Source organism: Sorangium sp. So ce362, assembly GCF_051519845.1.
Classification (GTDB): domain Bacteria; phylum Myxococcota_A; class Polyangia; order Polyangiales; family Polyangiaceae; genus Sorangium.
Genome location: NZ_CP150332.1, coordinates 5,659,333 through 5,671,081, shown reverse-complemented (window position 1 = coordinate 5,671,081; position 11,749 = coordinate 5,659,333). Strand labels below are relative to the sequence as shown.

General features: G+C 69.5%; 9 protein-coding genes and 1 tRNA gene. 2 read left to right on the top strand and 8 right to left on the bottom strand.

What is annotated here, in order from left to right; all coding sequences use genetic code 11:
- Nucleotides 1-9 precede the first annotated feature (9 nt).
- From WMF17_RS21580 to WMF17_RS21570, 3 genes are all read right to left on the bottom strand, one after another.
- Complete coding sequence (locus WMF17_RS21580) at nucleotides 10-1,803, bottom strand: hypothetical protein (RefSeq protein ID WP_437651011.1); 1,794 nt, start codon at nucleotides 1,801-1,803, stop codon at nucleotides 10-12.
- A gap of 126 nt (nucleotides 1,804-1,929) precedes the next feature.
- Nucleotides 1,930-2,997 (bottom strand): HmuY family protein, encoded by a 1,068-nt coding sequence (locus WMF17_RS21575; RefSeq protein ID WP_437651009.1) that lies wholly within the window; start codon nucleotides 2,995-2,997, stop codon nucleotides 1,930-1,932.
- Complete coding sequence (locus WMF17_RS21570) at nucleotides 2,994-5,048, bottom strand: TonB-dependent receptor plug domain-containing protein (RefSeq protein WP_437651007.1); 2,055 nt, start codon at nucleotides 5,046-5,048, stop codon at nucleotides 2,994-2,996. Before WMF17_RS21570 ends, WMF17_RS21575 begins: the two co-directional genes overlap by 4 nt.
- 510 nt (nucleotides 5,049-5,558) lie before the next feature.
- On the opposite strand from WMF17_RS21570, the gene WMF17_RS21565 reads away from it, so the two are divergent.
- Nucleotides 5,559-5,633: transfer RNA gene (locus WMF17_RS21565), tRNA-Glu, on the top strand.
- On the opposite strand, the gene WMF17_RS21560 is transcribed toward WMF17_RS21565, so the two are convergent.
- The 3 genes from WMF17_RS21560 to WMF17_RS21550 all read right to left on the bottom strand — a co-directional run bounded on the left by WMF17_RS21560 (nucleotide 5,605) and on the right by WMF17_RS21550 (nucleotide 8,748).
- The gene (locus WMF17_RS21560; RefSeq protein ID WP_437603965.1) at nucleotides 5,605-6,159 is read right to left on the bottom strand and encodes a site-specific integrase; all 555 of its coding nucleotides are present in this window, start codon (nucleotides 6,157-6,159) and stop codon (nucleotides 5,605-5,607) included. The genes WMF17_RS21565 and WMF17_RS21560 overlap by 29 nt on opposite strands.
- Nucleotides 6,160-6,241: 82 nt before the next feature.
- The gene (locus WMF17_RS21555) at nucleotides 6,242-7,618 is read right to left on the bottom strand and encodes a hypothetical protein (protein WP_437651005.1); all 1,377 of its coding nucleotides are present in this window, start codon (nucleotides 7,616-7,618) and stop codon (nucleotides 6,242-6,244) included.
- Nucleotides 7,619-7,992: 374 nt separating this feature from the next.
- Entirely contained in the window at nucleotides 7,993-8,748 is a 756-nt protein-coding gene (locus tag WMF17_RS21550) for a thioesterase II family protein (RefSeq protein WP_437603963.1), read from the bottom strand.
- A gap of 267 nt (nucleotides 8,749-9,015) precedes the next feature.
- Between WMF17_RS21550 and WMF17_RS21545 the strand changes: the two genes are divergently transcribed.
- Nucleotides 9,016-9,363: a DUF2834 domain-containing protein gene (locus WMF17_RS21545; RefSeq protein ID WP_437603962.1), complete on the top strand. Its 348-nt coding sequence runs from the start codon at nucleotides 9,016-9,018 to the stop codon at nucleotides 9,361-9,363.
- A 91-nt stretch (nucleotides 9,364-9,454) separates the two neighbouring features.
- On the opposite strand, the gene WMF17_RS21540 is transcribed toward WMF17_RS21545, so the two are convergent.
- Nucleotides 9,455-10,351 carry an SAM-dependent methyltransferase gene (locus tag WMF17_RS21540; RefSeq protein ID WP_437603961.1) on the bottom strand — a complete coding sequence of 299 codons (897 nt, stop codon included), beginning with the start codon at nucleotides 10,349-10,351 and terminating at the stop codon, nucleotides 9,455-9,457.
- A 122-nt stretch (nucleotides 10,352-10,473) separates the two neighbouring features.
- Nucleotides 10,474-11,640: an acyl-CoA dehydrogenase family protein gene (locus WMF17_RS21535; protein ID WP_437651003.1), complete on the bottom strand. Its 1,167-nt coding sequence runs from the start codon at nucleotides 11,638-11,640 to the stop codon at nucleotides 10,474-10,476.
- Nucleotides 11,641-11,749: the final 109 nt, after the last annotated feature.

The following is an 11,749-nucleotide window of genomic DNA, read 5'->3' as shown; positions in this document are numbered from 1 at the left end:
GGCCGCTGGTCAGCGCGCCGCGCGGATCGCCATCCGCTCGACCACCTCATCGGGATCGGCGATCAGGCGCGCGGCGAGCGCGCGGGCGGCGGCGGGCGACGCGGAGGCGACCCCCTGGATCGCGCCGAGCCGCGTCTGCCGCGGCAGGCGCGGGTCCTCGGCGATGGCCTGGAGCTCCGCGACCACGCGCGCCGAGGCCCCGGCGGAACGGCCGGCCGCCGCCAGGGCGCGCGCCCTGGCGTGCACCGGCGCGCCCTCATCGCGGCCGACCGCGAGCAGCTGGCCGGCGTCGGCGCCGCCGGCCGCGCCGAGCCGCGCGAAGAAGCCCGCGCCCCCGGCCGCGCTGTGCCCGCAGAAGTGCCCCCCGAGCAGGATCGCGGCGCGCGGCGGGAGCGCCGCCCCCCAGGCGCGGCGGTCGGGCGCCGCAGCCCGGGCGTCCCCGCCGCTCGGGGCCGGCGGCGCCACGGGCGCTCCGCTCGCCGGCGTACCCGGGCCGGCCGGGAGAGGAGCCGCCGCGCCGCCGCCGTCCTCGACGATCCCCCGGTAGAGCGCGCTCGCCTGCACGATCGTCGTCTGCTGCGGCGTCATCGTGCTCGAGAGGTCGCCCCCCGTCGGAAACATGAGGTTGTCGTAATCGGGGCAGCCCTCGAGCTGCGAGAGCACGTCGTCGCACTGCGAGGTGTCGTCCAGCGGATCGGCGAAGCCGGCGTCGAACTCGGTGGTGTGGAACAGCCCGGCGAAATGGCCGAGCTCGTGGCGCAGGATGATTGTGTCGACCCCGGGGTCCTCGAAGAGCGTGACGACGATCCCGCTGAGGTGGGTCCCGTGCTCGACCGCGACCGCGGGCGCGGAGGGCGTCGCGCCGGCCGCGCCCGCGAGCCGCCCGTGGAACTCCGACACCGCGATCACGTTGAGCGCCGGCCTGCCGAGGGCGCCGGCCGTCTGCTCGAGCACGCCGGGGAGGCGCTCCTCGTCGACGCTCGCCCACTCCGACCCGATGTGATGGACGGTGATGCTGCCCACGTCGAGCCCCACGAACCCCCTGTAGGCGGCGAGCAGCGCGCGCTGCATGTACGCCTCGGAGATCGCGTTTCCGGCGATGAAGGCGTTGATGTCGATCTTCCCGCCGTGAAAGCGCCCGTCGAGCGTCTGACGGCGCCACACCGAGAGGCGCGCCGGCGCCGCCAGGGGGCCGGAGCCGCCGTCGCCGGCCGTGATCCAGTAGATGCCTGGCACAAGTGGCACGGCTGCGGCCGTGCCAGTCTGGGGTACGGCCGCCGTGCCGATGCCCTGGTTGTAAAAGAGGGCCATGGTGCCGGGAATCGAGTAGTCCGTCACCAGCGTCCTGCCGTCAGGTCCGGTGATGTTCTTGATCCCGATCGGCTCCCAGCTCGGCGGCGAGGTCAGGCGTTGAGCGACGGCCGTGATGCCGAGGGTGCCGGGCGGGACCACCACCGCGACGGCCTCCCCGGCGACGACATCGCCGAACTCCTGCTTCACGAGGGGCGGAATCGGCGGCGCGCCGCCCTCGCCGATGGCGCCCCCTTGACCGACGCCCGATGAGCCTGGCGTGGCGGAGCTCGTTGTCGCTCCGGAGCCGCCGGTGCCGTCGATGGGCTCGAACCCGTCGACCACCACCCTGCCGCCGCAGGCGCCCGCGGCGAGCGCGGCGCCCGCGGCGAGCGCCACCGCGGGGAGCAGGCCGCCACGGCGCGCCCGCGTTGCCGCGCGCTCATCGTCCAGCGTCCCATTCTCGCGAAACGGACCTCTGGCGCTCGATGCGGGTGCAAGCGACTCTGTCATAAGCATACTCCTTACCGTGGACAAGGGCGTCCCTTATCGCGCGCGCAGTATGCTTGGGTCCTGGCGCGATGTCACGCGCCGCGCACCCTCGTGACGTCCCGCGGCGCAAGATCGCGGGAGTGGAGGTCATTCCACTTGCTTGACGCGCATTATCACCCGTCCTGGGGAAACGTCGGTCGCGCCTTCGAAGCGCTCGATCACGGCGACGAAGCGTGACTGGCCGTCTGCGCTCTGGACGAGCCATGCGGCGTCCTTCGCCGGGGCGGGGGGGCTCGACCCGGGAGCGAGCCACCGCCCCGTGAAGGCCGTGGCGATGTGGTCGCCGCGGTACGCGACCGCGGGATCGGTCAGGGCGGCGTGGTCGGCGGCGTTGAACCGCGCTTCCTCCGACTCGGCGGTCCGCTCCTTGACCTCGGCGAGCGCCTCGGAGCTCGCCTCCTGTTCCTGGAGGTCGGCGGCGCGCGCGGTCCCGGGGCCGCCGAGCTCGCCGTTGACGCTGACGAGCGACCGGCGGAAGCAGACGTGCCACGCCGTCGACGCGCGCGCCTCTTCCGGCGTCAGCATCAGCTGCTGGTTGCCGGCGAGGTCGAGGCAAGCGCTCGGCGCGGTGTCGACCCCCTCGATGCCGCCCGCTGTCGCGTCGAGATCCTCGATGTCGACCGTCGGGCCGGAGCCGTCGGGGAGCACCTCGGCATAGCGGAGCTGGTAGAGCCCCGTGACCGGCGCTCCGTCCACCTCGCCGTAAAAGGAGAGGATCTGGAGCTTCCAGTACCGTCCTTCGTGCTCGACCGCCTGGATGTGATAGCGGCTGAAGGCGACGTGCGTCTCGCCGTCGTAAGCGTACCAGCGCGTGAAGGCGCCGCCGGCCTCGTCCTGGAGCAGGAAGGGGGTGCTCGGCAGCTGGCCTGCTCGGTAGTCCTCCAGGCTGATCGGCAGCGCTCCGCCATCACCGGGACCGCTGAGGCCGCTGTTGGTGAGGACGTCGTACCCCGAGAACGCGAGATCCCAGTCGGTGGACGCCGCGGCGTCGCCGGCCGGGACGACGACCTCCGGCGTGGCGAGCTGGAGGAAGACGCGCCCGGAGGCCGGCACCTCGATCTCGAGGAGCGTGCCGTCTCCGGCGGTCTGCTCGCCCCCGCTGCCGCACGCCGGGGCGAGCAGGAGAAGCGCTATGGCGATTGACCCTCTTGTCATGAGTCCTCCCACGGTAGCTCGGCGACGACGCCGAGGTAAACGGTGCGCCCCTCGAGGGGCCGGTGATCGCCGCGGCGGTCAGGGTCCTTCTGCGCGCCCAGCAGGTTTCTGACGCCGACGTAGGCCTGCGACGAGGGCCAGAGCGGCCGCGCGAGGCGCGCGTCGAGCGTGGTGAAGCCGGGCGCGCGCAGGCCCTCCTCGACGAACGCGCTGGAGATCGTCCGCAGCCGGGTGACGAGCTCGATCTGGAGGGGCAGGCCGGCGCGGAGGGCCGCCTGCGCCGTGTGCGGCGGCTTGCCGGAGAGCGGCTGCGCGGGATCGGCCGCGTCGTCGCGCGTCCAGAGGTAGGCGTAGCCGGCCTCGGCGCGGAGCCACGACGCCGCCTGGAACGTCGCCGAGAGCTCGATGCCTGCGGTCCGCGCCCTGGCGACGTTCTTGTAGGTGTACGTGTCGACGTCGCCGGAGGAGCGGATGGGTCTCGGGTTGATGTCGATCAGGTCGTCGACCCAGTTCGCGAAGGCGCCGGCGCGCACCGTCAGGCCCTCCCTGGGGATCCACGTGACGTCGCCGTTCGCGCCCCAGGACGTCTCCGGGGCGAGCTCCGGATTGCCCTCGAGGATGTAGCCGAGGCCCGAGTGATCGAACGAGAAGCCGAGCTCTTTCGCGCTGGGCGTGCGGAACCCTCGGCCGCCGGAGATGCGCAGCGTGAGCGACGGCGCGGGCCGGTAGGCGAGCGCGAGGCGCGGGGCGATGACGCCGCCGTAGCGCGGCCAGTACTCGCCGCGGACGCCGGGCATGAGGGTGAGTCGATCGGTGAGCTTCCACGCGAGCTGGCCGTAGAGGGCGGCGCTGCCGAGCTCGGTGTCGGGCACCTCATCGACGGCGCTCTCGGAGATGCCCGAGGTGGAGACCTCGGTGCGATCGAGCTTCTGGGTGAGCGACTCGACCTCGGCGCGCGCGCCGGCGACCCAGGTGAGCTGTCCCTGGGCGACGGTGGCGATGGCCTCGTAGCTCTGCAGGGTGCCTGTGCGGTCGCGCGTCTCCGCGAAGGGCGAGCCGCGCTGGTCGCGGCCGCTCGTCCGGAAGGCCCACTGCTGGCCGGCGGCGAGGCGCAGGTTGGAGCCGCCGCCGAGGTCGAGCGTCTCGGTGAGGTGGAGGGTGACGCGGTCGGTCACCTCGGGGAGGTCGTAGAGGTAGACGGGGAGGCCTGGCAGCTGCGGCGGCTGCTCGATGCCGTCCTGCTCGTCGTGGATCCACCGCGCGCGGAGGCGCACGTCGATGCCGCGGCCGAGCGCGGCGCCGGCGCGCAGGCCGACGAGGTGCTGCGCGCGTTCGGGCAGGGTGGTGGCGGCGCTGTCGTCGAGGAGGGAGAGGCTGTCTTCTCGCTGGAACGAGGCGTCGGCGGTCGCCCAGGCGTGCTCGTCGCGGTAGGCGCCGGACCCCTGGACGAGCAGCCCGGCGCGGCTGCGGCCCTCGATGCGGCCGCGGCCGCTGAAGCCGGGGTGGGCCGGGGGGGCGGAGAGGACGTTGACGACGCCGCCGATGGCGCTCGCGCCGTAGAGCGAGCTCGTCGGTCCGGTGACGAGCTCGATGCGGGAGACGTCGCTGAGCGGGAGGGAGGAGAGGTCGATGGCGCCGCCGCTGTCGCCGATGACGCGCTCGCCGTCCTCGAGGACGAGGACGCGGTCGAGGTCGAAGCCCTGGATCTGGATGGCGCTCGGGTTGCCGATGGCGCCGTAGGCGCTCGGGTTGACCTGGACACCGAGCTCGCCGTCGAGCGCCTCGCCGACGTTTGTGGCGCCGCGGCGCTCGGCCTCCTCGCGGGGGATGACGCGCGTGCGCACGGTGGCGCGCTGGCTGCTCTCGGGGGTGCGGGTGCCGGTGACGACGACCTCGAGGGGAGGCGGGGCGGGGGAGGGCGGAGAGGGCGGGGAGGGCGGCGCAGGCGGAAGCTGCGCGAGCGCAGGGCGCGAAGGGGCGGCTGAGAGGAGCGCCGGGAGAAGGCAGAAGGCGAGCCGCGCGGGGCGCGTCAGGCGCCGAGGGCGATGCACGGTCCTCCCTGGGACGTCGGAACGGCAGGCCCGAGGGGCAGAAGCGGAAGCATGGGGAAAAGGTCTGCCTGTGTGGCGCAAGGTGGGTGGCGCGGCTCGCATGGTCGCCCGATTCAGCGCGGTCGTCCAGCGGTTCGCGGGCAGCGAGCGGGAGGTCGCGCCCACGGGGGGCACGGGTGCGCGGCGCGCGGCGCAAGGGCTACGCGGCGCAAGGGCAGCGCGGGACCCGGCGCGGGCAGGGAGGTCCGTGCCGGACGAGCGGCTGCGTCGAGCCCTGTCGAGCTCACCGGCGCCCGGTTGGCCCCCTTGCGGTGCGCCTCGACGGCTCCAGGTGGTCTGGAGCGGGTCCACGAGGACCGGCGCCTTCCCCAGGGAAGCCCGCCGTGACGAGCGGCCGAGCGGCCGGCTCACGCCGCGGCTTCCCGGGGGGCGGGACCTGACGGAACGGGCGATGCGAGTAAGGCTTGCATTGGTCGACGACGGACGGTAGCTTCCCGCGCCGCATCGCCGGTCCCCATCGTCTAGCCCGGCCCAGGACTCAGCCCTTTCAAGGCTGCTACGCGGGTTCGAATCCCGCTGGGGACGCTACGGTTTTGTAAGTAGATTCGCGGAGTTGGGCCCAGTGGGCCGGCCCTTCTGACGATTCCGCTGACGAAACCAGGAGCGCGGCAGGGAGCGGCGGGAAGGGCTCGCCCACCGGGTGCATGAGGTTCTCGGCCTCGCGCACGTAGCCCATGGTGGTCGCGATGTCCTCGTGGCCGGCGCGGCGCATGATCTTGATCGGCTCGTCGCCGCGAAGGGCCATCCACGTGATGCCGGTTGCGCGGAGATCGTGGAAGGTGAGCTGTTTGCGGGTGGCGTCGTTGGCGAAGAGCTCGGCGCGCCCGAGCGCCGCTGGGGAGGCGTCGGGGCGCACCTGCTCGACTGCGGCGTCCGCTACAGCCACGCGGCGCACGCCACCGAGCTCGAAGGCGAGGGGATTCAGCCCCGTGAGGTACTGCGGCCTCCCGTCACCCCGACAGGGGACGGTCGCGAAGCCGACCGTGTTGGTGCTGGCGCAGGTCCCGGCGAGGACGCGGCGCAGGACGTCGACGTGGACCAGGGGGTCCATGGACGTGGGCTACGTGGATGGGGGCTTCCGCTGCCGAGCCTGGGCTCCGGGCCGCCGTGTGGGCGTGACGCCCGCAGGATCCCTACGGCTCGTCGAGGTAATAGTGGCCGATGAAGAACAGCATCTCGTCATCCGTCGTGTAGCCGCCCACCAGATTGCACGGGCGTCCGTCCTCGCAGCGCTTCACGGTCGCAGGATTCCTCAAGCCGTTGTCGAAGACGGCGCAGTACTTGAATGTGCGGGACGCGTCGTCTTCCTCGTCGAGGGCGAGAGGCGTCTCGTACTCCTTCTTGAAAGGATCGCTATATATCGTGCTGGTGTAGTCCGGAGGATCATCGTTCGGGAGGCATCCGTTGTCCGGGCTGCACTCCGGATCCTGAGGGGGCTCCCAGGTCCTCCACTGCACTCCGCGTTGGTGCATATGAGAGGATATATCGGTGACCTTGGAATATCGTGGCAGCGTGAAGCTGGCGCAGTACTCCCGGCTCTCGAACGGAGGGACATCCATCGCGAACATGAACCTGCTGGCGCCGAAGCCTTGGAACATGAACTTGCGTGACTCGGGGCGCGCGAAGCGCAGGTTGAGGTAAAGCTCGATGGTCGTGTCTTTGCGTGTAAGGTTGAATCCGTGCGAGTTCCAGAAGATGTATCCTCTGAGGGGCAGGGTGTCGTACACCCCCTCGTGCAGCGGACCGCCGCTCACGGGCTCCTGTGCGCCTCCGAGCGGCGTGAGCACCTCGGGGCTCATGGCCACGGACGGAAGGTAGTCCCAGCAAGCGATCGAGTCTCTCGGCGGCGACGTGCAGGCGCTGCGGGGCCCGCAGTCGGCGCCGCCCTGCGACGCCGAGACGCCTTGCATCCTCGGGTCGCATGGCGCTCCGGCGAGATCGCCTCCCAGGCAGGTCCACTGTCCCCAAGACGCGTCGTCCGGCTCCACTACGGCCCTGACAGAATAGATGATGCTGTGATGCGACTGCGGATCCTGGTGCAGCAGGTTCTGGTTGATGGAGAAGCAGGTCTCCTCCGGGCCGCCGGCCTCGGGCCTGCATGGAGCCTCAGCCCAGGTCGGTATCTGCCCGGCCTCGGCCGTGAAATCGTAGTACGTCGCGTAGCATACCTCATGCTCACTTCCGGCGGGCACATGCCAGCCGGACGAGTAGAACTGAAGACCCTCGCCGGCGGGCGGGGGGGCGAGGGGAGGGAGCTTGTTCGCGTCGAAGTCGTCGGGCAGGTCGCATCCGAGGAGCTGTTCGGTTCCTTGCACGATCCCCGTCTCGGGCGCTCCGGCCCGGATCCACAGCCGCAGGGCTTCCAGGTGCTCCTTGGAGACGGCGGACGTCGGCGGCGGTGGCATCGGAGCGCCGAAGTCCGCAGGCAAGGAGACGCCCAGCGTCGCCGCCTCGATCTTCTTGTAGAACGAGCTCAGCTCCTGTTCACCCGGGTGGATGCGCAGCGTCACGCCGGTCTCGGTCTGAAGCGGCGCGTTCGCCGGTACGTTGACCAGGCTCGCATACGCTGCCTCCGGCCGGAGATCGAGGCCTCCCGCCGGAGCGCTCGCGCCGCCGTGGCACGTGCTGTTGCTGCATTGGTAGCCAGCGAGGATGACTCGCTGAATTCCTTCCCACGTACTGGAAAGCTCAGCATCCCCGCAGCCGCCCGTGGCCACCGGAGCTATGTCGTTGTCCGTGCTCCCACACGCTCCGGTGAAAGCGAGGACCAGCGTCGCCAGGCCGGCGAGCGTCCTGGGTCGACATCGTTTTGCGTTAGACATCAGGCACATCCTCGTGGTTCAGCTGTCTGTGATTGTATCGATCATGAATGCTGCCCGGCGGGTCAGGCCGCGCCGGGCGCCTGCACCGCGGACCGGACGATGTCCAGCAGCTCCTGGCCGCGTGGACGAAGAAAGAAGTGGCCTCCGTCCACCATTCGCACGTCGCATCCGCCCACCGTGTGGCTACCCCACGCATCCAGGTCTTCCCGCTTCGTCCCAGGATCGTCGGTGCCGCCGATGGCAGTGAACGGACAGGTGAACGGCGTTTCGTCGCTGCACTCGTAGCGCTCCAGCACCTCCAGATCGACCTGCATGATCTTGCCGACGAGCTGCAGCAGCTCAGGGTCCTCCTGGACCACACGATCGAACGCGCCGTACCTCTGCTGCGCACGTCGCAGGAACTCGCTCGCGGGGAGGTGAGAGATCCGCGGCAGGCGGGCGGGTACGTGAGGGGCTCTGCTCGCGGCGACGACCATGCAGGTCGGCTCGATCCCACGGCGCCTGCGGAGAGAACGGGCCCACTCGAAGGCCATCAGCGCTCCCAGGCTGTATCCAAAACACGCGAACGGCAGGTCGAGCATGTGGTCCAGCCCCCGCTCGATGCCGTCGACGAGCTCCGACATCGAGCGAGGTTGCTTCTCCTTGGACCGAGCGAATCGCCCCGGCGGCTCTATCGGGCAGACGTCGATGTGCGCTGGTAGGCTCTTCGCCCAGTCTCTATAAATGGCCCCGCCGGCGCCGGCGTAGGGGAAGCAGAAAAGGCGAAGCTTCGCGTCCGTCCGCGCGGTCCGGTGCGACAGCCAGGGATTCTTCTCCATGTAGATCTCCGGTGCAAGATGATCGTGTCTCTCCCGCGAGAGCGATCATGGTCAAAGCCATTTGCATTGGTTGCGATTCGCGTCAACCCGCTCCGTGAGAGGCGATACGGTCTCATCGCGAAGGCGGCGTCCCGATGCCGGCTTCACGGCCAGTGCGGCAGCGGTTCTATCCATCCAGCCTCGCACACGCCTTCGATGCTCGCCGGTATCGCAGTCGCTTGACGAGGTAATGTGTTCTATGTTAGGCGTTGCCATCGAGGCATCGCCATGAACACACGAAAAATTCGTATCGTCCTGTATGCCGCGCTCACGCTGATCGGCGCTGCCGGCGTTTTGTGGTTCAATATGCAGTTCATGAACGCCGGGGGGTTCGATTCCCCGACGGGGTTCGTCGACGCGGCCACGGTCAACCCGGCGGGCGCTTCCGTGTTCGTCGACATCGCGGTGGCCTCCGCGGCTGGGATGCTGTTCATGGTGGTCGAGGGCCGGCGGGTGGGCGTGCGCCATGTCTGGGCGTATGTGTTGCTGAGCTTTTTGCTCGCCTTCGCGGCGACGTTCCCGGCGTTCTTGCTCGCGCGCGAGCTGCGCCTCGCTGCGCTCGAAGGAGCGGGGTGACGCGGACGGTCGGAGCGGGGCGGCCGCCGGCGCGCGACGTGGAGCGCGCCGGCGAGACAGGCCACTTGCGCCGGGAGGCCGCGCGCGGTGCTCACGTGGCGGGCTGAGGCGTGTTCCCGGGCTTCTCCCCGGATGCGATGACGTAATCGAATGAGGCCCACAGCCAGGAGAGCAGCGGGTTCTCCTTCATCATCAGCAGCCGGAGCAGCGGGTTCTTGCGCTTGAAGTCGGGGCTCGCCGTGCAGCGATCCAGGTGGTCGAGGTACCGATCGTAGACGTGTTTGCGAATCGACCGGACCTCGACGTTCACGAAGCCGGCAGCGCGAAGCTTCTCCGCATAGACATCGCGAGGGTAGTGATTCTCCGCGGGGGCTTGCGACTGCAGCGTGAACAGCGGGGAGCCCCGCCGCCCTGGCAGCGGGATGATGTCGGCGGTGGTGATTCGACCTCCCGGGCGGAGGACCCGGAAGGCTTCGCCGAAGAATTTGTCGCGCGTATCGAAATGAAAGGCCGACTCCACGGCGAGCACCTTGTTGAAGCTCTCCGGCGCGAAGCGCATGTCCGTCGCCGAGCCCACGCGCAGGTCGATGCGGTCGTCGAGCCCGAGCTCCGCGATCCGCCTGCGCGCCTCTTCTACCTGCTTCTCTGTGACATTGATGCCGACGATGCGCTTCGGCGAGTAACGCTTTGCCCAGTGGATGTCCTGGTCACCGAAGCCGAAGCCCACGTCCAGCACCTCGTCGCCCGCCGAGAGCTTCGCGGCCCCTGCGACGAGGTCGACCAGCGCGGTCGACGCGGCGTCCATCGTCCTCGTCTCTGGGTCGGCCCAGTACCCGAGGTTCAAGAACTTGGACTGCTCGGTGAATATGTTCTCGCCGAGGTTGTTGTAGTACCAGCGAGGGTCCTTGCCCTTCGCGATGGTGTGCACCGACGTGAACACCCCGCTCAGCGCCGCGCGCCAGCTCGCTCTATTCCGATGTATATCCATACCGTCCTCATGGTGCCTTGGCGCATGGCCAGAGGTTTGAGTCATCCCTCGATGCGGCATTGCTCGCGACGACCGGACGAGCCCGTGACCGGCTCGCCCTGACCGCCCCGGTCCTTGCCGGATCAGAAGTAGGGGTAGGCCGGCTCGATACCCATCAGCGCCTGGCCGATGATTGAATATCTGTTCGGCTGGCAGAGGAAGTGCGAGTTCGCGGTGATGATGTCGCGCCGGAGGCGCTCGATGGGATGCTTGGCGAAGATCGCGGTGGCCCCTGCTACGTCGCACATCGATTCGACCACGCGTCGCGTCGATTGTGCGGCGTGGATCATCATCAGCATTCCTTTGGCGCGCAGCTTCAGCGACGGTCCGTTGCCGGATTGCAGCGCATCCCACAGCTCGCCGACGACATCGCGCACGTAGCTCCTGGCCGAGCCCAGCGTGCCCTCCGCCTCGGCGATCGCCACCTGCACGCTCTGCTCGGCGCCCAGGCTGTGCCCCATCGGCATGACCTTCTTGTTCTGCGCGAGATCGAGCGCGAGCTCGATCGCGTGGCGCGCGATGCCTAGCTGAACGCCCACCAGGGTTTGCAGGAAGAGGGGGGCATAGGAGTACAGCGGCTCGCTGCGCTTGCGGTCCACCAGGTTGAAGGTGTGCTCCTCCGGCACGAAGACGTTGCTCGCGCTGCAGTCGTTGCTACCGCTTCCCGCCAGGCCCGTCGTGTACCAGGTGTCCAGGACCTCGAAGCTTCCAGCGGGGAGGACGGCCCAGAGGGTACGTGGGGTGCCGTCCGCGTTGAGAACCGGGCTGTCATTTTCGGTGACCAGACAGCCCGTCGCAAGGTAGTCCGCGTGGTGGCAACCGCTGCAGAAGTCCCAGGTTCCTGTCACCCGATAGCCTCCGGCCACTTTCTCGGCCTTCCCGGACCATCTCAGGCTTCCGGCGTGGCGTACGTCGAGCTTGCCGTAGAGGCGCCGCGCCACGCTGTCCTCCAGATGGGATGCATAGAAGCCGCTGCCCGAAAGGATCATCGCGCACCACGCCGACGAGGCGTCGCCGCGCGCAAGGTTCTCTATCACCTCGATTTGCGAGAACGGATCGGCCTCCGGACCGCCCCACGCCTTGGGCATGGCCATGCGAAACACTCCCGTCTTGTCCAGGGAGCTCAATACGCTACTGGGGAGCTTGCGGCCTGCCTCGACCTCGGCTGCAGAAGCGCGCAGCGCGGGGACGAGCTCTCGCGTGGAGACGAGTATATCCTGAATGCTGAGATGGCCTTGCGTGGAGCTCATTGGTCTTCCTTGCGTTTTGCGGTCGTGCAGGCTCTCGTCGCATCGAGCGGCGCGAGCTGCCTTTCGTGACCCCCTTCCACAGGCGAGCCTCTGCGAGGCAGAAGCTCCG

Coding starts and splice junctions, on each gene's coding strand:
- WMF17_RS21580 (WP_437651011.1), bottom strand. CDS start 1,803: ATGACAGAGTCGCTTGCACCCGCATCGAGCGCCAGAGGTCCGTTTCGC.
- WMF17_RS21575 (WP_437651009.1), bottom strand. CDS start 2,997: ATGACAAGAGGGTCAATCGCCATAGCGCTTCTCCTGCTCGCCCCGGCG.
- WMF17_RS21560 (WP_437603965.1), bottom strand. CDS start 6,159: ATGGACCCCCTGGTCCACGTCGACGTCCTGCGCCGCGTCCTCGCCGGG.
- WMF17_RS21550 (WP_437603963.1), bottom strand. CDS start 8,748: ATGGAGAAGAATCCCTGGCTGTCGCACCGGACCGCGCGGACGGACGCG.
- WMF17_RS21545 (WP_437603962.1), top strand. CDS start 9,016: ATGAACACACGAAAAATTCGTATCGTCCTGTATGCCGCGCTCACGCTG.
- WMF17_RS21540 (WP_437603961.1), bottom strand. CDS start 10,351: ATGGATATACATCGGAATAGAGCGAGCTGGCGCGCGGCGCTGAGCGGG.
- WMF17_RS21535 (WP_437651003.1), bottom strand. CDS start 11,640: ATGAGCTCCACGCAAGGCCATCTCAGCATTCAGGATATACTCGTCTCC.